Source organism: Pacificispira sp. HM-600 (genome assembly GCF_977993705.1).
Window position 1 is genome coordinate 367708 of the sequence record NZ_OZ388079.1, and the last position, 25425, is coordinate 393132.

Genomic DNA, 25425 nt, shown 5'->3' on the forward strand with positions numbered 1-25425 from the left:
CCCAGCGAGCAGGAGACATGTCATGGCGAGTTCCGCGCGTTTCGGTGGAGCTCTCATCGTGCAGCGGCGGCCGGATGCCCGGCAGGGGCGAACGTCCCGCCCGGCCGCCGGCACCGCTGCGTCGGTCCCTCGGCGCGCGCTTGCCCCCCCCCACCGGCCGGCGATCCGAGCCGTGTAGCTCAGTCCCGGTCCCTGCCCGGCAGAAGGCCAGTGCGGCTCACGAGGCGAGTCATCACGGGTGCCGATACGGGACGGGCGGGGGCGGGCGGCAGCACTCTCCGCCGAGCGCGCTCCAGGGCGATGGTCACGCGGGCCGCCAGCAGGACGGCAGCAACAGCGAGCGTCGCAATCACGCCGAAGCCGAGACCCACGAGCGGGCTGGGCTGCGCATTGGCCAGCGCAGATGCCGCCCCGACGAGCAGGATGGCTGCGACGGTCAGCACCGCGAGTGACTGGTGCGCCCGCCGGAGCGGCGAGGGATTCGCCGCTCCAGCGCTTCTGGCTGCGCCCATCAGAGGTGCGTCTGGGTCGGCGTGACGGCCATCAGGATGGTCAGCAGGATCAGGATCGCGACGACGACCCCCGCCGCGATCATCGGAACCGGTCGTCTCCGCCAGGACCGCTCCGGCCCCCGTTCGATGAACGGCACCAGGGCCAGGAGAACGAAGAACACGATCAGTCCCCACGCGATGGCTGCAACCCCGAACCAGTTCTCGAGGGTGAACGGCCACCAGAACATCCACGGCGGCTTGGTCACCTCGATTCCCGGGACGGGGCTCGACCCGAGCGGGGCCGGAAGGAGCACGGCCAGGACCCCGAGGATGCCCGCGAGCGTGATGCCGAGGGAGACCAGGCGGCGCAGGTGTCCGGTGAAGGGCTCGGTGGGCTCGGCTGCGGCTGCCTGCTCGCTGACTTCACCGACCGGCAGTGACGGGTGAGGCGACATGTGGTGCCGCTTCACCAGCAGGAAGTGCAGGATCACCAACACGAGGATGATGCCGGGGATGATGACCACGTGCGCGCCATAGAGGCGCAGCAGGATCGGCACCTGCTCCGAGAAGCCGGGCGAGAACCAGAAGCCTGCGTTACCGAGCAGGCCGCCCAGCTCGATGTTGTGGCCGAGGGCTTCGTAGCCCTCCTGATCCCACTTCAGCACCGTGCCGGTGAAGATGGCGAAGGTGATCAGGCCGAACATGGCCACCCCGACCAGCCAGTTGCCCTCCCGCGGCTTCTTGAAGGAGCCCGTCAGGAAGACCCGCACAAGGTGCAGAAAGGCCGTGACGTACATTGCCTGGGCAGCCCAGAAGTGCACGCCCCGGAAGAAGCTGCCGGCCCAGATGCCCGTCTCGATCTCCCGGACCGACTGGTTCGCGACCTCGGGCATCGGCGAGTAGAACTGTGCCAGCACGATGCCGGTGACAATGAGGATTGCGAACGCGACCGCCGTCACACCGCCGAGTGTCCAGGCGATCCGGTTCGCGTGCTCCGGCACGGGGTAGGCCAGGGCATTGATGCCGAGGCGCTCGTCCACCCATCCCCAGCCCTTGCGCACCCACCCCGGCGCGCGGCGCCCTGCGGCATCTGTTGTTCGGTCACCGGTTCGATCAGCGAGTCGGGTCTCCATTGCGCACCTCCATTCCAGTCATCGCCCCGTGGTCGGAGCGAACAACGTTCTGAGCCGCCAGCACGTCCCTGCGGAGCTCCCTGAGAGTCTCGTGGGGCCGGAAGAGATAGGTCAGCGCCCCCCCGGCGAGCAGCGCGAGAGCCGAGACCGCGAGGAAGAGCCAGTCGAAGCCGACCACCGCTCCCTGCGATGCCAGGGGCGGCAGTACGACGCCCGTTCCGCTCTCGTCACCGGTGGCGGGCTCCAGGTTGGCGACGGCTTCGCTGATCGAATCTTGGAGCAGGCGCTGGGCGTCCCCGATCTGTCCCGCTTCGAGCGCGGACTTTCCTTCTTGCAGTCCGGCGACATCGACGCCGTCCTGGTCTTCGGCCGCGAGCGCGTCGTCGACCATGGCGAGAGCCTGCTGCTGCCCCAGCTCCCGTGGGTCGTTGGCGAGGAAGCTCAGCGCCCCCTGGACCATGACGTAGCCCTCATCGGTCGCTTCGCCTCCGTCCGCCCACGCCCCCTGGGCTGGAGCGGCCACGGCCAAGAGGACGACGGCGAGGCCCGTCCACATCCTCATTCCGTGAGCGCCGCGAGGCCGGACTATCACCTGATTCGCCTGGGAATATCCCAACTGTTTCCTCTGCATGACTGAAAGCTAGGGCACGACGCCTCAGCGGTAAAGGGACCAACGGCCCTGTCTGCAGCACGGATTCCGCAGCTACCGTCGCACCTGCAAGAGCCAGAAGAGACCAGACAAGAGTGGAACGCCATCGAGCCGCCGGAGGCCGTTCGATGCCGGCGACGACAGTCGCCTCGCGCTCCGAGAGGAGAATCATGCAGGACCGACCTTCCCGATCCGACCACGCCGGACACACGGGACACACCTCCGGACTCGGCCACACCGGCCACCCCGCGGAACCCGACCACACCGGCCACCCCGCGGAACCCGACCACACCGGCCACCCCGCGGAACCCGACCACACCGGCCACCCCGCGGAACCCGACCACACCGGCCACCCCGCGAAGCCCGACCACACCGGCCACCCCGCGAAGCCCGACCACACCGGCCACCCCGCGAAGCCCGACCACACCGGCCACCCCGCGGAGCCCGACCACACCGGCCCCACCCAACCCGATCACAGCGCACACACCGGGCACAGCGGCCACGGCCAGCCCGTGACGCACTCGGCCCACGACGTCATGGGCCACGGCGGCAGCCACGCTGGGATGTCGATGGCAGACATGGTGCGAGATATGCGCAACCGCTTCCTCGTGGCCGTGGTCTTCTCCCTCGGAGTCACGCTCTGGTCACCGATCGGTCGCGATGTCCTCGGCTTCGGAGTTCCCGCCCCGTTCGGGCTACGCGACGACCAGTTCGCCTTGATCCTGTCGCTGCCCGTCGTCTTCTACTCGGCCTGGATCTTCTTCGACGGCGCCTTCCGCGCGCTTCGTGCTCGTACCCTGGACATGATGGTCCTGGTGTCCATCGCGGTCGGGGCCGGCTGGCTCTACAGCCTCTTCGTGACCCTGACCGGCGGCGGAGAGGTCTTCTACGAAGCAGCGACCATCCTTGCCTCCTTCGTGCTGCTGGGTCACTGGTTCGAGATGAGAGCCCGAGGCGGAGCGAACGAGGCCATCCGCACGCTCCTGGAGCTCGCCCCGTCGACGGCACTCGTCATCCGGGACGGCGAACCGGTCGAGGTGCCCACCGCCGAGGTGCAGGTGGGCGACCTCCTGCTCATCCGACCTGGGTCGAAGATCCCCGTCGACGGCCGAGTCGAGAACGGACAGTCCGACGTCGACGAGTCGATGGTGACCGGAGAGAGCCTCCCGGTCGGGAAGTCAGCGGGCGCCGAGGTCATCGGCGCGTCCATCAACACGACCGGCACCCTGCGGGTCCGCGCGACCAGAGTCGGGTCAGACACCGCTCTCGCACAGATCGTTGCTCTGGTGCAGGAAGCGCAGAACTCCAAGGCGCCAGGTCAGCGCCTCGCCGACCGGGCTGCCTTCTGGCTTGTCCTCGTCGCCATCCTGGGCGGCACAGCGACGTTCCTCGTGTGGTTGACGCTCACCGGGTCCGTGCCCACCGCGCTCCTGTTCGCCATCACCGTCGTGGTCATCACCTGCCCCGACGCGCTGGGCCTCGCGACACCGACAGCGATCATGGTGGGCACCGGCCTCGGCGCGAAGCGCGGCGTCCTGTTCAAGAACGCGACCGCGCTGGAGACCTCCGCAAGCATCGACACCGTGGTCATGGACAAGACCGGAACCCTGACCAAGGGCGAGCCGGAGGTCACCGATGTGGTGGTCAGCGGCATCGACGAGCGGGAGCTCCTCGCCCTGGTCGCGGCGGTCGAGCGGGAGTCCGAACACCCGTTGGCCGGAGCTGTCGTCCGCCACGCTGAGAAGCGCGAAGCCCGTCGGCTGTCCGCGTCCGACTTCCAAAACGTCCCCGGCCACGGTGCGTCAGCCGAGGTGCAGGGGCGGCGAGTGCTGGTGGGTAACCGCAAGCTGTTGAGCGGCCGGGGGGTCGACCTCGGCGAGCTCGCCGACGCCCGAGACCGGCTGGCCGCCAGCGGCCGGACGGCGGTGCTGGTGGCCGTCGACGGCCGCGCGGCAGCAGTCATTGCGATGGCAGATGCGGCGAGGGAGACCGCCGCACCGGCGGTCGCCGCACTCCATGACTCCGGCATCCAGGTCGTGATGCTGACCGGAGACAACGAGGCGACAGCGAAGCGCATCGCCGCACAGCTCGGCATCGACACCGTCATCGCCGAGGTGCTGCCCGGCGACAAGTCGGAGCAGATCGCCCGGCTCCAGAGGTCAGGCAGGAAGGTCGCCATGGTGGGCGACGGCGTCAATGACGCACCGGCACTGGCGCAGGCCGACCTGGGCATCGCCATCGGCGCGGGCACCGATGTGGCCATCGAGACGGCGGATGTGGTCCTGATGCGATCGGACCCGCTGGATGTTCCGATCGCCCTCCGCATCGGCAAGGGCACGCTGCGGAAGATGCGGCAGAACCTCGGCTGGGCCGTCGGCTACAACACCATTGCACTGCCCATCGCCGCCGGAGTGTTCGCGTTCATCGGGCTCACCCTGAGCCCCGAGATCGCGGCGCTGTCGATGTCCGGGTCGAGCTTCATCGTCGCCGTCAACGCGCTCCTCCTGAAGCGGCTCCGCCTGCCGGCCGCGGCTCAGCCCGCGGCGGCTCCCGCAGCCTCGCGCGAGCCGGTACCGGTCGGCGGATGACCTCGCCGAGACACCGCAGAACCCCGCCGACGAGAGAGCTTCAGAGATGACCGACACCACGGCCGGCGCCTCACCCACAGTGGAGGGGGGGCGCCCGGCCAGCGCCGGGAGGCCGCCCCTCCCTCGGCTGGTGGGCCTGCCCCTCCCGAACCTCGTACAGGCTCCCGCACCGTCGGGCTCCACTCCGGTGGGGTCCGACCCGTGGCTGCTTGCCTACGACTCCTTCGATCCGGCGGACGAGGGGACCCGGGAAGCGCTGTGCACGGTCGGCAACGGCTACTGGGCGACTCGGGGAGCGGTGCCCGGAAGCGTCCCGGACGCCGTCCACTACCCGGGTACGTACCTCGCGGGGGTCTACAACCGCGTCGTCACAGAAGGGTTGGGGGGCCCGTTCGAGACGGAGCACCTGGTCAATTCCCACGACTGGACGGCGCTCCTCGTGGAATCCCCGGACGGGACGGCACTGCACCCCTCATCCGCGGACCTCGTCGGCTACCGCCAGGAGCTGGATCTGCGCCGCGGCGTCCTCACCCGGACGATGCGGCACAGCGACCAGCAGGGACGGATCACGACGGTGACCACCGAGCAGTTCCAGTCCATGGCAGAACCGCACCTGGCGGCACTGCGGATGACGGTGCAGGCCGAGAACTGGCACGGAGACCTCCGCGTGGTCTCCTCGATCGACGGGCGCTCCCGCAACACGAACGTCGCGGCGGACCGCCGATTGGAGACCCAGCACTTCACGCCGGGGATATCGCACCATCTGGACGAGTGGACGGTGCTGCTGGAGAGCAGGACGATTCAGTCCGGCATCACCGTCGCCACTGCCGCCCGCACCTCTCTGCACCCGTCCGGAGTGCTGTCCGGGAGTGTCCACATCAACGACGAAGCGTCGGCAGGTCTCGAATTCCACGTCCAAGTGGCTCCGGGGGCACCGGTGGTGATCGAGAAGGTCGCTGCGGTTGCCACCTCTCGGGACCGTGCCCTCTCCACTCCCCTCCTGGACGCCTCGCACCGCATCCGCCGCGTGGGAAATTTCGACGCCCTGCTCTCCGTGCATGTGAGCAGGTGGAGCGAGATGTGGGACCGGTTCGGCGTCGTCCTCCAGACCGGTCACCGCCAGTCCCTCGCCCTCAACCTGCACACCTTCCACGTCCTGCAGAGCACCGCCTCTGCCGAAGCCGACTTGGATGCCGGCGTCCCCGCCCGGGGCCTCCACGGCGAAGGGTACCGGGGTCACATCTTCTGGGACGAGCTGTTCGTCTACCCCCTCCTGACCCTCCGCCGCCCCGCTCTGACGCGAGCACTTCTCCTCTACCGGCACCGCAGGCTCGGGGAGGCGCGAGCCGCGGCACGGGAGGTCGGACTGCGCGGCGCCCTTTTCCCCTGGCAGAGCGGGAGCGACGGGCGGGAAGAGACCCCGTCGCAGCTGTACAACGAACGCAGCGGGCAGTGGATGCCGGACAACTCCCGACGCCAGCGCCACGTCGGTCTCGCCGTCGCATACAGCGTGTGGCAGTACTACCAGGCAACGCAGGACCTTGAGTTCCTCACCGACGTCGGAGCGGAGATCCTCATCGAGGTGGCCCGGCTCTTCGCGAGCAGCGCCGCCTACGACGGCGCCGACGACCGGTTCAGCATCACGGGAGTGATGGGCCCCGACGAGTACCACGACGGCTATCCCGGAGCACCGGGCGCAGGGGTCCGCGACAACGCCTACACGAACGTGCTGGCATCCTGGACCCTCGCACGAGCTGCCGACGCTCTGACCCTCCTCGCTCATCACGACGCCGCAGCGCTTCGACAGCGCCTCGAGGTGACCCACGAGGAGATGCGCGAGTGGGACCACATCGGTCGTCGGCTCCGTGTCCCGTTCCATGCCGACGGCGTGATCAGCCAGTTCGATGGGTACGAGCGGCTCCAAGAGTTCCCCTGGGATGAGTACCGCCGACGCTACGAGAACATCGGCCGGCTCGACCTGATCCTCGCGGCCGAAGGCGACAGCACCAACAAATACCGGCTGTCGAAGCAGGCGGACGTGCTCATGCTGTTCTACCTGTTCCCCGCCGAGGAGCTGAAGACGATGTTCGCGCGCCTCGGCTACCCGCTCTCCCCCGAGACGATCCCAAAGACCGTCGACTTTTACCTGTCCCGGACCAGTCACGGTTCCACCTTGAGCCGGCTCGTCCACAGCTGGGTCCTCGCACGCACTGATCGAGCCCGATCGTGGTCCCTGTTTGAGCAGGTGCTGGAAGCCGACCTCGCGGACACGCAGGGCGGCACGACTCGAGAGGGCATCCATCTCGGGGCGATGGCGGGCACCGCCGACATGGTGATCCGCTGCTACGGGGGTGTGGAGACCCGGGCAGACACTCTGCGGCTCCACCCTCTGCTCCCCAGCGAGCTTCCCGCGGCCTCCTTCCACCTTCGCTACCGGAACCAGCCCATCGATGTCGACATCACCCAAGACAGCGTCCGCCTGCGTCTGCACCACTGCTCCGCGCGATCTGTCCGGGTATGCATCCAGGGCATCGAGAAGACCTTGAGACCGGGAGACCGCTGGGAGCATCCACTCTCGGCACCCGCTAGACTCCACCTCCCGGCCGATTCCAGGAACGGTGAGCCCGAAGGGCTCCAGCGACAGGAGAAGGCGTGACAAGTCACGCGGAACGCTATCGGGAGATCGCGGAGACGCTCGCCCGACATGGACTCGGCTTCCTCGTGGGTGTCATCGGCCTGCAGAGATGGCTCCCGTTCGAGCGCGCGCTCCTCGGCCATGATCACCGTGAGGAGCCGTACACGAACCCTGAGCATCTCCGCATCGCACTGACGGAGCTCGGGCCCGCCTCTATCAAGCTCGGCCAACTGCTCTCCACCCGCTCGGACCTGGTGCCTCCGGAGTACCAGATCGAGCTGGCCCAGCGGCAGGACCACGCTCCCCCCGCCCCTTCCGAGGTGATCCGGATCATTGCGGAGACCGAGGTCGGACGAAGCACGGAGGATGAGTTCTCATCCTTCGACCTCGAACCGCTCGCCTCGGCGTCGATCCGCCAGGTGCACGCCGCGACCCTTCTCGACGGAACCCGAGCCTTCGGCACCTCCCTCACCTGGAAAGCGCGCCGACGGGGCCCTCGGCCCTGACCGTCACATCCATAACCGGTTTCTGGAACCACGATTCAAGGAGAAAACATGCCCAAGAAGGTACGCGTCGCGATCAACGGCTACGGAGTGATCGGCAAGCGGATCGCGGACGCTGTGCGAGTGCAGCCCGACATGGAGCTTGTCGGTGTCAGCGACGTCATCTCGGACTACCGGGTTACGGCAGCAGTCGGCATGGGAATTCCCATCTATTGCTCGTCGGAGGACAAGGCGCCCGAGATGGGTGCACGGGTGCCGCTCGCCGGCGGACTGCACGACCTCCTCCACGGGGTCGACGTCGTGGTCGACTGCACCCCGGCCGGCATCGGCGCCGCGAACCTCGCCCACTACCGTGAGCACGGCGTCAAGGCGATCTTTCAGGGCGGCGAGAAGCACAGCCTGACTGGCCACTCCTTCGTCGCCTCCGCCAACTACAGCACCGCTGTCGGACGGGACACCACGCGCGTGGTCTCCTGCAACACGACTGCGACGGTCCGCACCCTGTCGGCACTCAAGGAAGCGGAGCTGCTCTCCAGGGCGCGTGGCGTGCTGATCCGCCGCGCCACCGACCCGTGGGAATCAGACCACTCCGGGATCATGAACACCGTCGTGCCGGAAGCGAGGATCCCGAGCCACCAGGGCCCCGACGCCCAGACCGTAATCCCCGACCTCGATGTGGTGACCATCGCGGCCAAGGGCTCCCATGTCCAGAACCACGCGCACTTCTGGACAGTCGAGCTCACCCGCGAGGCCAGCACCGAGGAGGTCCTCGCAGCGTTCCGCGCCATGCCCCGCATCGCCCTCGTCCGCCGGTCCGACGGCATAGTTGCGCTCAACAGCACGCAGGAGCTGATGCGGGATATCGGGCGCCGGCGCGGCGACATGTATGAGGTGGCTCTGTGGGCGGACATCCTCACCGTTAAAGGCAACGAGCTCTTCTACACCTACACCGTCGACAACCAGGCGGTTGTCATCCCGGAGAACATCGACGCCATCCGCGCCCTGACCGGCGAGAGCAGCGCCGTTGGCTCGATGCGGCTGACCGATCAGACACTCGGCGTGCGACAGGACTTCCTGGACACCGCGAGCCACGAATCGCAGGAACAGTGATGGGTGACCACGAACTGGACTCGAGAAGTACCGTCGAGCTCCGTGCACAGGCCGACCGGGAAGGGGCTGGCCACACCGGCGTCGGCGGGCGCAACTCGCTGAGCCGCAGAGCGGTGCTGCTCGGGGGAGCGGGAGCGGGCCTGTTGCTTGCCTCATGCACAACAGACCCCCGTTACCTCCGCTCGGACAGCCCTGCCGTCGGTGAGCAGGAGAAGGTGAGGAAAGGCACCGGACGGACAACCACCGTCGATCTCGTTGCCGCCGCCTCCTCGCTGGACCTTGCCGGTGTGACCGCCAACACTTGGACCTTCGGAAGCCTTCCGGCCCCCGTTATCCGGGTCGGCGCGGGCGACACGTTGCGCGCGCGGGTGCGGAACGAGCTGAACGACCCGACGTCGGTGCACTGGCATGGACTCGCACTCCGCAACGACATGGACGGCGTTCCCCCGCTGACCCAGAAGCCGATTCAGCCAGCACGCACCTTCGACTACGAATTCATCGCCCCGCACCCGGGCACCTACTGGTTTCACCCGCACGTCGGTCCGCAACTCGACCACGGCCTCTACGGGGCGCTGATCGTCGAAGACCCCAATGAGCCGCTCTCCTATGACGACGAGTGGGTCGTCATTCTCGACGACTGGCTGGACGGCGTCACTACGACCCCTGAACAGGTGATGGCCGAACTCGGCCGAGGGATGTCCGCCATGGGGATGGACGGCATGCCCATGCGGATGGGCAACATGCTGATGGGGGCCACCTCGGACCTCCTCGGCGGGGACGCCGGAGACGTCTACTACCCCTATTACCTCATCAACGGCAAGCCGGTGGCCGATCCGACCGTGTTCAGCGGGACCCCCCGGTCGCGGGTGCGGATCCGCATCATCAACGCGGGAAGCGACACCGCATTCAGATTCGCTCTCGGGGGGCACCGCCTCACAGTGACGCACACCGACGGGTTCCCGGTAGAGCCGCGCGACGTAGACACCCTGCTCCTAGGGATGGGCGAGAGGTACGACGTCTTGGTCACCCTCGCCGACGGCGTCTTCCCCATGGTGGCGGAAGCCGAAGGGAAGCAGGACCGGGCGTTCGCCATAGTGCGCACAGGCGGGGGGTCGGCCCCTCCGGCTGACGTCGAAGTCCCAGAGTTGGCACGGAAAGTCGGAGACGCGTCCGGACTGACGGCCAGTTCAGACGTGCTGCTTGCGCCATCCTCCCCCGCCCGAAGACTCACCATCTCGCTCACGGGCTCCATGGCACAGTACGACTGGGGGATCAACGGACGCCGTTTCGACGCGAAGTCTCCCCTCGCCGGCGCACTCGGGGTTCGCCAAGGAGAACGGGTGCAACTGACCGTCACCAACGACACGGACATGTGGCACCCGTTTCACCTGCATGGCCACACTTACCAGCACGCGGAAGGAGGACCGCGGAAGGACACCTCCATCGTCCTGCCGCGCACGAAACTCGTGGTGGAGTTCGACACCGACAACCCGGGAGTGTGGGCCGCACACTGCCACAACATCTACCACGCCGAGGCGGGAATGATGACGGTCCTTGCCTACGAGGGGTGAACCGCGCGACTGCAGGTGTCTGCCGGTCGGAGGCGGACTCGAGGCCGCGGTTCGTTGGGCTCGGAACAAGGGTCACTCGCGAGATTACGGTGCAGCCCACCACCGCTCACCGGAAATTCTCCCGTGACGATGGGACGTTCGCCCCTGACCGCGACACCCGGTTCACGGGAGCCTTGTCGTGAGGGCTCCCGGTCCGGATGCCCAGGAGAAGGAGGGCATCCTGCGTGCAGCAGTGGTTCGAGGCTTCGATGAAGACATCAGCATCAACCGCGGTCGCTACGAAGAACCAGCACTACCGGATGCGGAGCCCGTCGCCGCCCGGTGACGCGGGCGGCACATGCCGCTCCGTCCGCGGGTGGCCACGGCGTGAGGGATCACCACGCAGCCACCCGCGGGCGCCCCGAGCCCCGACCGTGACGAAGGAGTCAACCGTGTCTCACTTGCCGACCCCGTGCATCCGGACCAACCCGGTGCCGCACACCGTGCTCGCACCCGAACCGAGAGGGCATCGCCCGTGATCATCGAACGGAACGTTGACGTCCCCATGCAAGCCGGATAGTTCGTGAGCGTGAACGTCTTCCGGCCGGATGGCGCAGGCCCGTGGCCGGTGATCGCAACCATGAGAGCCCCTACGGCAAAGACGTTCACTGGCCGGATCGCTACCCGCTGTACGACCAGGCGGATCAGAGCGACGACGCGGTGTGGGAAACCCCGGACCCGGAGTGGTGGACCGCACGCGGATACGTCATCGTGCGGGCCGACTCGCCGGGCACCGTTGCATCGCCGGGGCGGCTCGACCTACTCGGAACCGAAGAGGTGGACGGCTTCTACGACGTCATCGAGTGGGCGGGTGTGCAGGAGTGGTCGACCGGCCGTATCGGAAGCATGGGCATCTCGTGGCTCGCCATGCTGCAATGGCTCGTGGCTGCGCAGCGCCCCCCGCACCTGGCCGCGATCATTCCGTGGGAGGGATCCACGGATCCGTATCGGGAGTTCGGACGGCAGGGAGGGATCTTCGCCAAGGCCTTCCTGGAGCTCTGGTGGCGGCTCCAGATCGCGCCTCAGCAGCACGGTTACAACACCCAGACTCCGGAAGAACTCGCATCCCACCGGGTACTGCTGTTCGAAGAAATGCAGAAGCGCGAGTTCATCGACGACTGGTACGCCAGCCGTTACCTCGGGCACGCGCATCGGACCGTTCTCCGAGCCGTGGGCGAAAGCACGGCAACAACGCTTCCTCGAGGGCGAACAGAACGGCGCCGAGAACGACGCGCCGGTCCGCCTCGCCATCCGCGGACGCGACAAGATCCAGTGGCGCGACGAAGACGAATGGCCGATCGCGCGCACAGAGTGGCGCAAGCTGTACCTCGATGCATCCGACGGTTCGATGGCGTGGGATGCACCCGCAGATGCCGCGACCACCTCGTACTCAGCCGAGGACGGCGAACGACAGTTCGCCTTCACCGCCACAGAAGACGTCGAGCTCACCGGGCCGACGGCACTGCGACTGTGGGTGTCCAGCACCGGCGACGACGTCGATGTGATGCTGCACATTCATGTGGAGGATCGGGACGGGAACGTCCGGCTGGGAATCGCGCCGCAGGGCGGGCCGATCGCGCTCGCGATGGGGTGGCTCCGCGCATCCCATCGCACGCTGGACGACGAGCGCTCGCTGCCCTACCGCCCCGTGCACCGCCACACCGATCGTGCCGCGCTCCTCCCCCATACGCCCGTCGCGCTCGACATCGAGATCTGGCCAACGTCGATCACGCTGGGTGCCGGCGACACGCTCGTGATGCGTGTTCGAGCCGAGGACGACGAGCTGGGGCCGATGGCGCACGACGACTCGACCGATCGCGCGCAGCTGCGGACGCACACGACGACCCTGCTGACGGGCGGTGAGTATAATTCGGCACTGCTCGTCCCGTGATCCCAGCTCACCGGCCGGCGTGACTCACGGCCGCCGCGCTCCGGCTCTGCCGTGACGAGGCACCTGCAAGCTCGCTGACGAAGTTCGAAGGCTGATCGTGTCAAGGGGGTACACAACGCGGAGCCGCCCCGTTACCGTTGCCCACGCAGCGCCGGGAACCCGGTTGTCGACGTAGGGATCAGGGAGGCACGCATGAGCGACGACAAGGCCCGGATCTCGCTCGCTGGCTCGGTCTCGCTCGGCACCGGTGTCATGATCGGCGCCGGCATCTTCGCACTCGTCGGCCAGGTCGCCGGCCTCGCGGGCGACTGGTTTCCCCTCGCGTTCCTGCTGGGCGCGATCGTCGCGGGCGCGAGCGCCTACTCCTACATCCGCTACTCCAGCGTCAACCCGAGCTCGGGTGGCATCGCGATGCTGCTGAAGGATGCCTACGGCCCGGGCGTCATCGCGGGCTCCTTTTCGCTCTTCATGTACGTGTCGATGGTCGTCGCCGAGAGCCTGCTCGCACGCACATTCGGCACCTACCTGCTCCGACCCTTCGGACTGCAGGACTCCGTCGTGCTCGTGCCACTCCTCGGCGTGATCGTGATCGCCGCCGCCACGATCGTGAATCTGCTCGGCAACCGGCTGGTCGAGGCATCCGCCACCACCACGGCCGTGGCTAAGATCCTCGCCATCGCGGTCCTCGCCATCGCCGGAATCGTCGGCACCGCGGTCGCGGGTGACGGGCTCTTCGCTCACAGCTCAGGCGATGCGCCCGACGTGGTCGGTCTCTTGGCGGGCACGACGCTGTGCGTGCTGGCATACAAGGGCTTCACGACCATCACCAATCAGGGCGACGACATCCGCGACCCGAAGAAGAACATCGCCCGCTCGATCGTGATCTCACTCGCGATCTGCGCGGCCCTGTACCTTCTCATCACGATCTCGGTCGAGTCGAGTATAGGCGCCGAGGGCGCCGCCGACGCCCGCGACTACGCACTCGCGCAGGCGGCCGAGCCCCTGTTCGGTTCGTGGGGCGTGGGCATAACCGTGGCCATCGCGGCGGTCGCGACCGTTTCGGGGCTGCTGGCGAGCCTGTACTCCGTCTCGCGGCTGTACGCGATGCTGCAAGACATGCGTCAGGCACCGGCGCTGCCGGCGAAGGTGCAGCACCAACCGCTGATCATCACGGCCGGTCTCGCGATCGTCGCGACCGCGTTCCTCGACCTCACGCAGATCGCCTCGATGGGCGCCCTGCTGTACCTCACCATGGACATCGCCGTGCAGTGGGGCGTCATCCGGCGCCTGCGCGAGAAGATCCATGCCTCGCTCTGGCTGCCGGTACTCACGATCGTGCTCGACCTCGCGATCCTGATCCCCTTCACGATCCTGAAGATCCAGAACGACCCGCTCACGATCGTCGTCGCCGCCGCGGTGGCCGCCGCAATCTTCGTCGGCCAGGTGATTACGGTGAAGGTGCGGGGGCGCTGAGCCACACCGCACCCCCAGACCTACTCGGGGCGCTCCGGACGAGAGCCCACGGCATCCGCGATCTGCACGGTTCCGAGCAAGAAGACGGCCGCACCCGCGAACAGCACAAGCCACAGGGCCGGGTTCCAACCGCTGATTCCGGTCTCGTCCGCGATGATCGCGTGCCCATACATGGCGACCGCGCCCGCCCCAATCGTGACGATGCCGAACAGGATCACGCCGATCGCCAGCCATAGCCTCATGTTTGCCTCCGCTTCGTGTGCGAGAACTCTATCGAGCAAGCCCGCGGATGCTTCGGCTCACCGCCCTCGCGGCTCGCGCTGTACCGTCGCGGCACATACTTCGCCCCTCGGCCTAACCCGTCGGGATAGACCACAAGCAGGTCGTCGTCCGAGTCGAGATTTGAGTCGTCTCTCGCGACGGAGCCGTGGACCACAGCCGTGACGCGGTTCTCAGCGGGAGCGTCGTCACAGGCGTTCTGGGGGAAGAAGCTCCGGATGCTGTCGAACACCCGCGTCCGAGCGCCAGGACGGCCACTTCGACCGCGGAGGTGAGGTCCTCGAACGGTTCCGCAGATTCATGTATCAGTCTTGACGCGAATGTCTCGTTTATGGAACGGGTCCTCTAGAAAGCCCCCGCGACGCCGGATGCTTCCGCCACCAGCCGCTCATCTGGATCAGCCCTCACGGCATGAGATCATCGCGCATGCCTGTGTTTCGCGACCCGCTGCCCCCGCCGCCGGACAGGGCGCCCGATCTCGACGACGACTTCTCGGCCGGACTGTCGGCGGAGCGCTGGATCCCGCACTATCTACCGCGCTGGACCACGCCCGACCGATCCGAAGCCCGGTATCGCCTCACGCCAGGCGGCATCGATTTGCGGATCGAACAGGACCAACTCGACTGGCGCACCGAAGACGCACCGCTGCGCGTATCGAACCTGCAGACCGGTACCTTCTCGGGCCCCGGCGGGTCCGTGCGCGGCGCCCACCGCCACCGTACCGACGAGCTCTTCGTCCGCACCGAGACACCCGAGCGGCTTCTCTTCGCACCCTCGGGCGGGCAAGTCGACATCACCGTGACCGCCAGTCGCGATACCGGGTGCATGCTCGCGGCCTGGCTGGTCGCCACCGAGCACCTCTCCCCCGCCGACTCGGGCGAGATCTGCATCTTCGAAATCGACGCCGACGCAATCGGGCCGACCACGACCGCGCGCTCTGGAATCAAGGCGCACCACGATCCTCGACTGACGACCGACATGGCCGTGGTGACGGTGCCTCTCGACGCGAGCCAACCGCACACCTGGACCGCGATTTGGGGCGACGGCGAGACGACGATCGGATGCGACGGCTTCGTCGTGCGCCGGATGCCTCAGGCTCCGGACTATCCGCTGTTCCTCATGATCGACCTGTTCGAAATCGGAACGCCCTCGGGCTCGTACCCGAAGTCCGCGACCGTCCACCACGTCCGTGCCTGGGCCGGTCGCTGAGCGAGCGCAGCGAGCCGAAACGCTCAACCCAACGCGGTCACTGAGCTTGTCGAAGTGACCTACCCAACCCAATACGCCTATTGCTCGCGCTGCGACTTTTGCATACTGGAGGGGACGAGTTCCTGCACGTCCGCCACGAAGGAGTTCCACCCATGACGGCATTGATCATCCTCTTGCTCGTCGGCGGTGGCGCCCTCGCCACGACGGCGTGGGCGATCTGGCAGGACCCCGTGACCCGGCAGAGCCTGCGTCGGCGCTTCAGCGCAAGCGAGCGTCGATAGAAAACGCCTGACCGAGACATCCGCCGCGAACCAGACGACGTCACCGGACGCTCACGATCGCTGAGCCCGCCAACGGTCGCTCAGCCTGTCGAAGCGACGCACCCGTCCCCGCCCCGAGCCGAGCGGATGCCTCGCCCTATCCGCCTTCGCGACGCCTGGCTGCGTTGCACCGCTGCACAAAGTTCGCTCCGAGCCCTGTTCCCACAATGACAATAGGCGTGCCGATGACCATGATCCACGGATCGGCCGAGGGGAACCATGCTGCCAATGTCACCAGTGCAATGATCGCCAAGGTGTCCGTCGCCGCAAGCACAACCGAGCGACGCCATGCTGCTCGCAAGCGCGAGCGATCGCGGTGCGGTCAAGCACTGTCGGAGCGAACGCGGTCACAGGATACGGGTCACGCGCTTCGATCGACCGGATCCGGCCGTGCACACCTCCCCCGGTCGTTGAGCGAGCGCAGCGAGACGAAACGCCCCTCAGGCAACGCGGCGTATATCGCTCGTGCGCGTCAACGTCCTGGCCGACATGGTGGCAACGATGTCGTCGTACGGAAGAACACCTAGTCCAGGCCCACCAGCCGCTCGAGGCTCTCCTCGGTGATGATCGGAATGCCGTACTGACGGGCCTGCTTGGCCTTGCCAGACATGGAATCAGGGTCCGCGGCGACGAGCACCTTCGCGCTTTTGACCATGTTGTCCTTGGCAACGAGCCCAAGTTCGCCAAGGATCTCGAACCACTCCGAGCGGTCGCGTCGGGTATCTCCCGTGATCACAACAGTGTCGCCAGCGACAAGTCGGAACCCGGTGGTGAGCGCCGGAGCCACCGGCCCGGGACCCGCCGCAGCAGCCTCAATCTCGGACGCATCAATCTCGAGCAGTCGCCCGACTTTTTGTATGTCGTCCCATTCGCGTGCACTGAGTTCGCCATCGGCCCACGCGGCCGTGGCCAGCCCATCGAAATACGCCCGGTGCATCCGCTTGATCGCTGTCGGCGCGAATCCCATGTCTTGTGCGAAGCGAAGGAGCGCATCAGCCTCCGTGAGCGACATGTGGCGATCAAGGAGCACGCGATCGAGCATGGCGAGATAGTCGAGGTTCAGTGCGCCATCATCTTCAGCTGGGGCAACCAGCACGTGGAGGCGTTCGAGCACCGACCGGGGAATCACGTCAACCGCCTCACGCGGCATCCATCCGACGGGCGATTCAACCGGATGCGGCCAGTCATCCGTCGACGCGAGCCACTGATCCCACCAGGCCCGATCTTGGCCTGCGCTGAGATAGGCGCGGAGAAGACCGGCAGTCGCCAGCGCGTCAACAGATGCGCGATGCGCGTTCTCCAAAGTCACACCGATCGCCCCGCAGCAATCCGCCAGGCTGCGGCGCCCGGGCAAGAAGGTGGCTGCTAGCTGCATCGTGCACATCCAGTAGTCGCGATCGGGGCACCACTCCCCCGTCTGTGTCATCGCGGCTTCTAAGAAGCGCGCATCGAAGCTGGCGTTGTGCGCGACCGGCACTCGTCCGCGCAGCAGACTCGCGATGCTCGGCGCGACGGCGCCAAACTCTGGCGCTCGGGAAGCGGCAGCGGCGCCGATGCCGTGGATCTTCTGGGCACCCATGTCGCGCATCGGGTTGACCAGCGTTTCCCACGAGCCCTCGATCTCGCCACTCGGCGACACATGAACGATCGCCACCTCGACGATCCGGTCGTGGCGGTCGGGAAAGAGCCCGGTCGTCTCCAGGTCAATCACGGCAAATCCGCGTGCCATCTATGTCTCCTCCAGATTCATTCCGTACCTGAACCGCACTGCCCTACTAGCTCGCGGACAACACCAACGAGCTACGACTCGCGCGGAGCCGCCAAAAACGAGCCCCTCCCCATCCGCACGAGTCTGTTCAGCGCGAGCGCAAGTTCCAGAGCCTGATCCAAGCGCGCAGATATCTGCTCCGTGAGACGCTTACCTCCAAACAGGGACAAAGCTTCGCGCTTAATCTCGGTCTCACCGATGCCTCCGCTGAGCTGGGCGACCACGGCCATGGCGTTCGCGATCTCAACGAGGCTCACGTGATCGAGCGCGCGCCCCTCTCCGGGTTCGCTCGTCCGGACGACATGCCACGAGCGAGGCTCGATGCCCATAGGCCAGACAAAGCTGGGATCAACTGATCGAAGATAGGCGGCGGAGAGCTGCGTGAGAATCGCGGTGGCGCGAGAGCCTTGAACTCGCGAGAGCCCGAACGCTTCCGCGACGAGCTTTGCAAGCCGCACGCTAGCGATGGGTCCTTCGTGCTCGATAGCCGCGAGCAGCGCAGCCCTGACGCGCTGCGCGGAAAGTGCACCAGGAAGCCCGTCAAGGACGTCAGTACCCCCAAGATACGGCGGCCTCCACGGATCGAACACAACAAGATCTGGATGCCGTGACCGACCGACTGGCGACGTCGACACCAGAGTTCGAGCTACCGGTTCCAGAACCGCCGATGCCCGCACCAAAGGACTCTCCAATGGCTCGGTAGGCGATGCAGCCGCACCGTCCACTCCGATCGGCGCGGCCGACACATCGCGCTTAGTGACAATCTCATCTGCCGCGTGCGCTTCTGCCGCAACGGTGACCGCAGAAACAAGACGCTCGACGGTGGCGTCGCGCTCCTGCAGCCAGGCCGGTAGCCAAACACGTTCGACCGCCGGCCAGCGCATGAGCCCGCGGAGTACCTCCACGGGTAGCCCATCACGGTCGGCGACTGTGCGACGCGAGCGCCAACCCTCGCCGTCCAACAGGACAGCCACCAACGGCTGAGTTGGGTCAGTCGCCGACGCCAGAGAGAGATCGACGCGGAAGTCCGACAGACCCACGTCCGTCCTGACAACGACCCCGCGAGATCTCAGTTCAGTCGCGATGTCTTCGCGGTGCCGATCGTTCACGGCCTCACGGAGCGCGGAATCGTCGCGTACCTCGGTCCCGCGCTGCGCGAGCTCGAGGTACGCCTTCAGATCCTTGACTCCACGCGATGAAGTCTGCTCGGCTCGGAGGTCGACGGGGTCAAAGCTCGAGTACAGGATCACCTGTCGGCGCGCCCTCGTCACGGCGACATTGAGACGACGCTCACCACCGGCGCGTGAAAGCGGTCCGAAGTTCAACGGGAGCATCCCGCGGTCGTTCGCGCTGAACGCGACGGAGAAGAGGATGGTGTCGCGTTCGTCGCCCTGTACGCTCTCGAGGTTCTTCACGAACAGCCCGTCCCGTTCGTCCATCGCACGACCGATTCGTTCGTCCGGGGCATCGCGCAGCATGTTCTCGATCAAATCCCGCTGCTGCACGTTGAACGTGATCACGCCGAGGGACGGCGTCTCGTCGGCCGAGCGGGCGAATCGCTCAGAAATCTCACGAACGATCTCCTCTGCCTCGACCTTGTTGGTGCGCAACACCCCGCGACCGCCAGAGCGCGCAAATTGACCGGGAACTCGCACGAGTGAGATCCCGTGGTCAACGCGCAAAGCTTCACCGGCACCGGAAGCCGCCACGTCCACGCTGTCGACTGTGCGAACGGGCGCCGGGAATGACGACAGCCTGCTGTCGTAGTAGTGGTGGTTGCTGAACGAAATCAGCGCCTCGTCCTGACTCCGGTAGTGCCACGACAACCATTTGCTCGGGACACGTGCCTGCGTGCATTCCGTCAAGATCGACTCTTCGTCAGCGACCGGCATCGCCGCCGATTCCTGTTCGTCCTCAGGATCGACGCTGATCTCGGCGAACGAGGTCGGCGGCATCTGCTTCGAGTCGCCCACGACGACCACAGATCTCGCGCGGCCCATCGCACCCACGGCGTCGGCCACGCGAATCTGGGATGCCTCGTCGAAGACGACGATATCGAACATGCCTGATCTCGCCGGGAAGAAGCGTGCGACGGATTCCGGGCTCATGAGCATGCACGGCGCGATCTGCGTGATCAGGTCGCCGTACTTCTCCATCAGCGCTCGCACACTGTCGCCCCCGCGCTGACGCGCCAACTGGCGCTTGAGGGCTCCCATGTCGCCACCATCGAACGCGGCGTCGAATCTGCGCAGACTCAGAATCTCCGCCGGGATGGCGCGCGGAAGCTCGTCGCGTATCGCCGATGAGCTGTCGGTGAAGCGAGTGATCGCCCGATCGTGCGCGACGGGATCGAACGACGAGAGCGCCGTCGCCTCTTCGCGTTCCTCGATCGACGCAGCAGCGAGACCCTTGTCGAACGCAAGCGAAGCATCGTCCGCATCCACCCGGCCCGCCAGGATCCCGGCGCGCGCATCGGTCATTCCAGCTCGTCGCAGCGGTTCGAGGTGATCGAGCAGACCGATCCAGCGATTGAGAGTCACCGGCTCGGCGGTCACGACGTTACGAGCGCCGCGGGTCTGCTCCCAGGCGGGGATGACACCAACGTCACCCGCCCAGGTCGTGAACCGATCCTGAGGGGATCCGTCGGCAGGGCCAGAGTGTGGCTGTGCCACCAGAGCGCGCCACGCTTCGGCGATAGCACCGATCCGTTCCGCCGCAAGCGCTTCCGAGGATGTCGTGGCGTAGTAACCACGGAGATCTTCTCGGAGGTCACCCGCTGGCGAGAGGTCGGAACCAAGCAGGCGCGCGGTCTCTGCCAAGTCGTCGACCGCAACGACGATTGCGTCGGCAGCACCTGGCATGAACGGATTCCAAGCGCTATCGATAAGAGGCGCAGGAAGTTGAAGGAACCCGTTCCTGACCGTCGCCATACGTGAGGCAGAATCCACAACCGCGGCGGTGATCGTCGACAGTTGCTTGAGAGAAATCGTCGACTTGTCGACGACGAGGTCGGGCGCAATCATTTCGAGAACGGCGCGACGACGCTTCTTCCGCCCGAAGAAAGAAGACTCGTCGGCGGCGACAGCCGCGGCATGAACGCTCGCAACGTCGCGCCCCACGACGCGGGCATCTAGCGACGTCAGCCATCCTGAACCGGGAGCCAACGCCAGCGTGTCGGCACGCAGTCGTGCTATCTCGGCAGCGCCTACCGGCGCCGCCGCGTAGTCAATCGCGTCGAGCGAATACCGAGGGGCTCTGGCGACTTTGGCCCATATGTCTAGCTGCTCCGGTCTTCTGACGTGCGCGAGGATGTCCCCCGGCACCCGCTCCTCCGATGCACCCACCAGAGCCCCATCGAATTCCTGAGCCGCCTGGTGCACCGCCACCGCGTCCACGCGCTGCCCGTTGGCAATGTCCACGAAGCCCCAAGGATGTAGCTCGGCGGGCCGAGCCAGATCACTCACGGCGGCCAGCGATCTCAGGGCAGAACGCAGTTCGTCGAAGTCCTGCCCGGTGCCTCCGCTTGCCAGCGAAGCAGGCACATCGAGTGCCACCACGTCTTCGGGCGCGGCGAGTAGATGTGCTCGCGCCGAATACAGGGAGTAGCCCGCGGCATTCGGCTCATGCAGACGCTGCGCGTATCTCGAAAGAGTCCCACGGCTCGTTTCGGATGTCTCTCGTTGGGTGTTGAGCGCAGCCATATCGGGGCGCGCCTGCGCCTCGAGCGCCTTTCGTAGTTGCTCCCGCACCGCCATCGGGCGCGCGCCCTTGTCGTGCAGGTCCAGCGAGAACGGGCCTAAACCAACTGCATCCAGACGCGCTTTCACAACATCGAGCGCTGCACGTTTCTCGGCTACGAAAAGCACGCGCCGCCCGGCTGCGAGCGCTCGTGCAAGCAGGTTCGTGATCGTCTGCGATTTGCCGGTACCGGGAGGACCTTCGAGTACAAAGGTCCGGCCCGCGACCGCTTCGGCCACGGCTTCAAGCTGTGATGAGTCGGCCGACACAGGCACCTGTGTCGCCAACACGTCCAGGTCAACGTCGACCGGCCGGGGCGCCCACTCGACGAAGGCGTCGGTGGGTGACTCAGCGAGGTGGCGAACAAGCTCGTTGCCGAGCAGTTGCTCCCAGTTGTCGTCGAGGTCCTTCCATAGGCGAAACTTCGCGAACTGCAGGATCGCGAGATGCACTGACTCCTCAACGACGAAAGGACGCTTCGCGTCGATCATCGACTGGCGGACAGCGTTAAAGACTTCGGGCAAGTTGATGCCGGAAGCATCCTCAGCGGGATTCTGGAGGCCGGGAATCTCGAGGCCGAAACTGACACGCAGCTTCTCAAGGAGACAGTAGTTTGGTGTCGATGCCCCCGCCTCGTCCAGAACGATCTTGAAGGACTGGCCTCGCGAAACGCTCTCGAGCGTGACGGGCACGAGGATCAGGGGCGACGTGAGCTCCCGATCGTTAAAGGTCCACCGAAGCGTCCCGAACGCAAGATAGAGGTTGTTCGCGCCGGTCTCTTCCACCAGCGTCTTCGCCTTGCTCGCGAGAGCGCGCAAGCGGTTGGTGTAGGTCGCCGCGGTGATGTCAGAGAGATACGCCTGGCGCTTGTCGGCCAGGAGGGCTTCGCGATTAGTTGGATCGAGATCGCGACCGAACCGGATGCCTCGCTCTCGCGCGATCTGGGGCACGCCGTCGGACGGCAGCAGACTAATGCTCTGCTTGTCGTTAATCATGTCTTCCAGACGAGGAAGAGCATCGCCCGGCACCGCGAGGGCGTAGCCCGCTCGATCAGTGAAGTTGATGAGGCGATTCCGCAGCGTGAGGTCGAGCAGCTTGTTCTTCCACTGCGAAACCCGAGGGGGCGGCACCGGGCGGCCGGCCGACGAGCGAGTAGTTTCGCCAGGAACATAAGGGGCCATCGACGAGGTCTCGGTCAGCCGGTACTCCGTGACGACAACCTCGCCCGTCTCGCTACGTGCACGGCTGGGCAGCGGAAGGATTGCATTCTCGCGCGCTCCGCGGATATCGGTAATCCCCAAGACCTCGTGCCGTCGCTCAACGAGGTATGTTCGAGCCGCTCGTCGCGCATCCTCAAAAGACCGGGATGCCTCACCGCCGGTGACCATAGTCGTCTCGACCAGACCGATCTTGCCCAACTCGGCAAGGTTGATGACCTCCTCGATGTCTGTCGTCGCGGGGTCGCCCAGCGTTGCGTCTTCACGCCAATAGCCGAGGAGAATGTGGTTCTCGGTCAACCACAGGGTCGAGTTGATGCCGACCTGCTCGAGGAGCGCAGCAAGGGTGACGGTTGTGTCGAGGCAGGTGGCGAGACGATCACCCAGGACTTCGTGCGGAGTCCGCACCTTCTGCCCCGAGATTCCCCAGCTCGCGGGCGGCTCAGCGTAGCGAATGTCGCCGTACCTGACCGCATCCCAAATGGATTCGACCGTAGCGTCGACACGTTCGGGATTGTCGCTCTGATAGCCGTCGAGGTCGGATCGACCTGTTGCCTCGCCGAGGCGATCCGAAGCGGCCTGGAGGACCGGTGCCAAAGCGGTCGCCTGTGGTTGAACGAAAGATGCCAGAAGTTCGAGCCCCAGGTGCAGCTCGCGAGCGATCCACTGATTCGCCGCGAGCACAATGACGTCGTTTGCAACTTGGGTGATCACGACACCGCTCGAGTCACGCAGGGTTGCGCGGATCTGACCGGGCTGCTGCGTATCGACCGCGAGCATCGATCCGGGATCGAGCATGAGCAGGTCAGGCGCGGTCACTACAACCGTGCCGTGAGGTGCCAGATCGAGCAACACGATCTTGGGCCCTCCGAGCGAACCCGTCGCGCACGTCGCCTCGATCTCGAGGGAAGCACCGCGAAGCTCTGGACCGTCGTATGCGATCCGCACCTCTTGCACCGCAACGATGCGCGCATGGGCGACGGCGTAGCTCAGCTCGGCAACGGATTCGATCGCCAGCTGCGCAAGTCCGACAGGTTGCGGCGGCGCGGGCGGCGCGGATGGCTGGGGCTCATGAACCTCGCGCAGGCTGCGGCGAGTGGGAGGAGCCGGAATCGAGCCTTGCTCCCCCGAGTCCGGTGCGGTGACGGGTGCGGGAGCGACCGGCAAACCGTGAACTGCAGGCACGGCCGACTGGCTCTGCTCCAGCCCGGGTTTCGGTGACATCCGTGCCGGCGGGGGCATCGGGAGTGGCTTCGCTTGGGTGCCAGACAGAGCGGCCATCACCACAGGTTTGCGGGCGGCAACTCGCGACGCCTCCGCGTCAGCCCCGATCTCGCGCAGTAGCAGCTCGGCTGAGTCGAGTGCTCGATACATTTCTGCTGCGGTGAACTCGGCCTGGTGCGCATAGCGATTTCGAACCTCTCGCAGCTCGCTCGCCCAATTCACGGCCTGCCGCGAAAGGCGTCGGTCAAAGGGGTAGCCGAGAGTCCCCAACTTCTCCGTGATGACTCGCAACATCAAGCCGATGTCGTTCGTGTGGTGATGGGTAGTCGGACGCCCGGCCAACGCATCCTTCTCGGCGATGACCTGCACCCAGGTGGGGCCACCCGGCAACTGCTCAGCGAAGGTGACCTCGATGAATGGGCGCAGGCCTTCCGCCAAATCGTCTAACGATTCCCCGACCAGGTAACGAGCTTCATTCGCCATACGCTGTCCTCCCAGACCGGCGACAGGTTGAGGGCGTGGCCGGGCAGTCCCATTCGGGAGCCTAGGGGAAGGCGTCGGAATCTCCCAGGGACGGGCCTCAGCCGACGTGAGTCAGGCCTTCACCCCGCGCTCGCGGCCCGCTCCGCCTCGCCGCGCGTCTTCTCGTAGAGCCCCATCGCCACCAGCACTTCCACGAGCGCTGCAAAGTCGCTCTTTTGAAGCAGGGCCTTGATCGCGCCACTGTGCCCAGCGTCCGATGCGTACAAGACGTCCTCGAGCTCAGCTGGTTTGACCGGCAAATGACGAATCGCCGTCATACCGCGCCAGTTGCCACGGGCGGAAGCCTCGGGCCGAAGATGTGGATGCTCTGGCCAGCGACATCTGCGATGAATGGATCGCTCTCTAGGAGACGCTGGTCGAACTCGGACCGTTCGAGGGAGAAGACCTGGGCCTCGTTGCCAGTGATGCGCGTGACGTGCTCCGCGAGGTGATAGTCGAATGCGGCCCGGCCGTCTGCATCGAATCCGCCTGGATACGCAACGAGCAGATCGATATCGGAGTCCATCGTCGACTCTCTCCGCGCGACGGAGCCGTAGAGAACAACAGAGACATCGCGCACGCCCGGAACCTCGTCAGGCGCGTGCTCACAAAAATCCCGGATGCTATCGATGACCCGTGAACGTGCGCCCAGGCCCATCTGGATTACCGGCCAGAGCACGTGCCCACGGTTGGCGCGGTAGATGATCGCGGGTGGCCGGGCCTCGGCTACCACTACGCCAATCCGGACGAGGTTCCTCAGTGCGCGATGCACACTCGACGTCGAGCCAATTCCAGCGAGCACGTGAACCTGTCGACCCGAAAATCCCGAGTCGGTGCGCGCGAGAACTCGCAACACGGCCGCCTCGACAGGGGTCGTGAGTCCATCCAACGGCTCACTCAGGTTCATGTGACGATATTGGCACGATTGTCACGAATATGGAACGCCCTCGGCCGTTGAGCAAGCGCTGCTGGCTCCCTCCTCTCACCACGCGAGAACAGGGAGCTCATTCACACGGTAAAAGGTGACCCGACGCCAGATGCTGACAACATCGACCGCGCGAAAGT

General features: G+C 66.2%; 19 protein-coding genes and 1 pseudogene. 11 read left to right on the plus strand and 9 right to left on the minus strand.

All coding sequences use genetic code 11. The features are described 5' to 3' along the window. Nucleotides 1–179: 179 nt before the first annotated feature. From ACXZ1E_RS01755 to ACXZ1E_RS01765, 3 genes are read right to left on the minus strand one after another with little or no spacing between them, the layout of a single operon-like run. The gene (locus ACXZ1E_RS01755) at nt 180–512 is read right to left on the minus strand and encodes a hypothetical protein (RefSeq protein WP_458041744.1); all 333 of its coding nucleotides are present in this window, start codon (nt 510–512) and stop codon (nt 180–182) included. Further along, entirely contained in the window at nt 512–1624 is a 1113-nt protein-coding gene (locus ACXZ1E_RS01760) for a cytochrome b (RefSeq protein ID WP_458041745.1), read from the minus strand. Before ACXZ1E_RS01760 ends, ACXZ1E_RS01755 begins: the two co-directional genes overlap by 1 nt. After that, nucleotides 1605–2180, minus strand: coding sequence for a hypothetical protein (locus ACXZ1E_RS01765; protein WP_458041746.1), 576 nt, complete (start codon nt 2178–2180; stop codon nt 1605–1607). Before ACXZ1E_RS01765 ends, ACXZ1E_RS01760 begins: the two co-directional genes overlap by 20 nt. 263 nt (nt 2181–2443) lie before the next feature. On the opposite strand from ACXZ1E_RS01765, the gene ACXZ1E_RS01770 reads away from it, so the two are divergent. The 9 genes and pseudogenes from ACXZ1E_RS01770 to ACXZ1E_RS01810 all read left to right on the plus strand — a co-directional run bounded on the left by ACXZ1E_RS01770 (nt 2444) and on the right by ACXZ1E_RS01810 (nt 14083). Further along, a complete protein-coding gene (locus tag ACXZ1E_RS01770; protein ID WP_458041747.1) occupies nt 2444–4861 on the plus strand; it encodes a heavy metal translocating P-type ATPase in 2418 nt (805 codons plus the stop codon). A 130-nt stretch (nt 4862–4991) separates the two neighbouring features. Continuing rightward, nucleotides 4992–7517: a glycoside hydrolase family 65 protein gene (locus ACXZ1E_RS01775; protein ID WP_458041748.1), complete on the plus strand. Its 2526-nt coding sequence runs from the start codon at nt 4992–4994 to the stop codon at nt 7515–7517. Then, nucleotides 7514–8002, plus strand: coding sequence for an AarF/UbiB family protein (locus tag ACXZ1E_RS01780; protein WP_458041749.1), 489 nt, complete (start codon nt 7514–7516; stop codon nt 8000–8002). The genes ACXZ1E_RS01775 and ACXZ1E_RS01780 overlap by 4 nt, the downstream gene beginning before the upstream one ends. A 48-nt stretch (nt 8003–8050) precedes the next feature. Then, nucleotides 8051–9109, plus strand: coding sequence for a type II glyceraldehyde-3-phosphate dehydrogenase (locus ACXZ1E_RS01785; protein WP_458041750.1), 1059 nt, complete (start codon nt 8051–8053; stop codon nt 9107–9109). After that, nucleotides 9109–10680: a multicopper oxidase family protein gene (locus ACXZ1E_RS01790; RefSeq protein ID WP_458041751.1), complete on the plus strand. Its 1572-nt coding sequence runs from the start codon at nt 9109–9111 to the stop codon at nt 10678–10680. Before ACXZ1E_RS01785 ends, ACXZ1E_RS01790 begins: the two co-directional genes overlap by 1 nt. A gap of 178 nt (nt 10681–10858) precedes the next feature. Further along, nucleotides 10859–11005: a hypothetical protein gene (locus tag ACXZ1E_RS01795; protein WP_458041752.1), complete on the plus strand. Its 147-nt coding sequence runs from the start codon at nt 10859–10861 to the stop codon at nt 11003–11005. A gap of 275 nt (nt 11006–11280) precedes the next feature. Beyond that, nucleotides 11281–11769, plus strand: a pseudogene (locus ACXZ1E_RS01800) (CocE/NonD family hydrolase); the annotation flags it as partial. Between the two features lie 100 nt (nt 11770–11869). Beyond that, complete coding sequence (locus ACXZ1E_RS01805; protein WP_458042983.1) at nt 11870–12610, plus strand: CocE/NonD family hydrolase C-terminal non-catalytic domain-containing protein; 741 nt, start codon at nt 11870–11872, stop codon at nt 12608–12610. A 192-nt stretch (nt 12611–12802) separates the two neighbouring features. Next, nucleotides 12803–14083 (plus strand): APC family permease, encoded by a 1281-nt coding sequence (locus ACXZ1E_RS01810; protein ID WP_458041753.1) that lies wholly within the window; start codon nt 12803–12805, stop codon nt 14081–14083. A gap of 20 nt (nt 14084–14103) precedes the next feature. On the opposite strand, the gene ACXZ1E_RS01815 is transcribed toward ACXZ1E_RS01810, so the two are convergent. Together ACXZ1E_RS01815 and ACXZ1E_RS01820 are read right to left on the minus strand one after the other, a co-directional pair. Further along, nucleotides 14104–14325: a hypothetical protein gene (locus ACXZ1E_RS01815; protein ID WP_458041754.1), complete on the minus strand. Its 222-nt coding sequence runs from the start codon at nt 14323–14325 to the stop codon at nt 14104–14106. Further along, nucleotides 14322–14594, minus strand: a complete 273-nt coding sequence (locus ACXZ1E_RS01820; protein WP_458041755.1) for a nucleotidyltransferase domain-containing protein — start codon at nt 14592–14594, stop codon at nt 14322–14324. The genes ACXZ1E_RS01815 and ACXZ1E_RS01820 overlap by 4 nt, the downstream gene beginning before the upstream one ends. Before the next feature lie 194 nt (nt 14595–14788). On the opposite strand from ACXZ1E_RS01820, the gene ACXZ1E_RS01825 reads away from it, so the two are divergent. Then, complete coding sequence (locus tag ACXZ1E_RS01825; protein WP_458041756.1) at nt 14789–15571, plus strand: hypothetical protein; 783 nt, start codon at nt 14789–14791, stop codon at nt 15569–15571. Between the two features lie 152 nt (nt 15572–15723). Then, nucleotides 15724–15852 (plus strand): hypothetical protein, encoded by a 129-nt coding sequence (locus tag ACXZ1E_RS01830; protein WP_458041757.1) that lies wholly within the window; start codon nt 15724–15726, stop codon nt 15850–15852. Between the two features lie 562 nt (nt 15853–16414). Here ACXZ1E_RS01830 and ACXZ1E_RS01835 read toward each other — a convergent pair. The 4 genes from ACXZ1E_RS01835 to ACXZ1E_RS01850 all read right to left on the minus strand — a co-directional run bounded on the left by ACXZ1E_RS01835 (nt 16415) and on the right by ACXZ1E_RS01850 (nt 25267). After that, complete coding sequence (locus tag ACXZ1E_RS01835; protein ID WP_458041758.1) at nt 16415–17620, minus strand: exonuclease domain-containing protein; 1206 nt, start codon at nt 17618–17620, stop codon at nt 16415–16417. Between the two features lie 71 nt (nt 17621–17691). Further along, entirely contained in the window at nt 17692–24321 is a 6630-nt protein-coding gene (locus tag ACXZ1E_RS01840) for a DUF4011 domain-containing protein (protein ID WP_458041759.1), read from the minus strand. A 119-nt stretch (nt 24322–24440) separates the two neighbouring features. Then, nucleotides 24441–24638 carry a hypothetical protein gene (locus tag ACXZ1E_RS01845; RefSeq protein ID WP_458041760.1) on the minus strand — a complete coding sequence of 66 codons (198 nt, stop codon included), beginning with the start codon at nt 24636–24638 and terminating at the stop codon, nt 24441–24443. After that, nucleotides 24635–25267, minus strand: a complete 633-nt coding sequence (locus ACXZ1E_RS01850; RefSeq protein WP_458041761.1) for a nucleotidyltransferase family protein — start codon at nt 25265–25267, stop codon at nt 24635–24637. The genes ACXZ1E_RS01845 and ACXZ1E_RS01850 overlap by 4 nt, the downstream gene beginning before the upstream one ends. Nucleotides 25268–25425 lie beyond the last annotated feature (158 nt).

Bases quoted from the DNA above. Each gene is read 5' to 3' on its own strand.
- ACXZ1E_RS01790 (WP_458041751.1), top strand. From the start codon at position 9,109: ATGGGTGACCACGAACTGGACTCGAGAAGTACCGTCGAGCTCCGTGCA.
- ACXZ1E_RS01785 (WP_458041750.1), top strand. From the start codon at position 8,051: ATGCCCAAGAAGGTACGCGTCGCGATCAACGGCTACGGAGTGATCGGC.
- ACXZ1E_RS01845 (WP_458041760.1), bottom strand. From the start codon at position 24,638: ATGACGGCGATTCGTCATTTGCCGGTCAAACCAGCTGAGCTCGAGGAC.
- ACXZ1E_RS01810 (WP_458041753.1), top strand. From the start codon at position 12,803: ATGAGCGACGACAAGGCCCGGATCTCGCTCGCTGGCTCGGTCTCGCTC.
- ACXZ1E_RS01850 (WP_458041761.1), bottom strand. From the start codon at position 25,267: ATGAACCTGAGTGAGCCGTTGGATGGACTCACGACCCCTGTCGAGGCG.
- ACXZ1E_RS01770 (WP_458041747.1), top strand. From the start codon at position 2,444: ATGCAGGACCGACCTTCCCGATCCGACCACGCCGGACACACGGGACAC.
- ACXZ1E_RS01815 (WP_458041754.1), bottom strand. From the start codon at position 14,325: ATGAGGCTATGGCTGGCGATCGGCGTGATCCTGTTCGGCATCGTCACG.
- ACXZ1E_RS01755 (WP_458041744.1), bottom strand. From the start codon at position 512: ATGGGCGCAGCCAGAAGCGCTGGAGCGGCGAATCCCTCGCCGCTCCGG.
- ACXZ1E_RS01760 (WP_458041745.1), bottom strand. From the start codon at position 1,624: ATGGAGACCCGACTCGCTGATCGAACCGGTGACCGAACAACAGATGCC.
- ACXZ1E_RS01825 (WP_458041756.1), top strand. From the start codon at position 14,789: ATGCCTGTGTTTCGCGACCCGCTGCCCCCGCCGCCGGACAGGGCGCCC.
- ACXZ1E_RS01840 (WP_458041759.1), bottom strand. From the start codon at position 24,321: ATGGCGAATGAAGCTCGTTACCTGGTCGGGGAATCGTTAGACGATTTG.
- ACXZ1E_RS01835 (WP_458041758.1), bottom strand. From the start codon at position 17,620: ATGGCACGCGGATTTGCCGTGATTGACCTGGAGACGACCGGGCTCTTT.
- ACXZ1E_RS01830 (WP_458041757.1), top strand. From the start codon at position 15,724: ATGACGGCATTGATCATCCTCTTGCTCGTCGGCGGTGGCGCCCTCGCC.
- ACXZ1E_RS01765 (WP_458041746.1), bottom strand. From the start codon at position 2,180: ATGTGGACGGGCCTCGCCGTCGTCCTCTTGGCCGTGGCCGCTCCAGCC.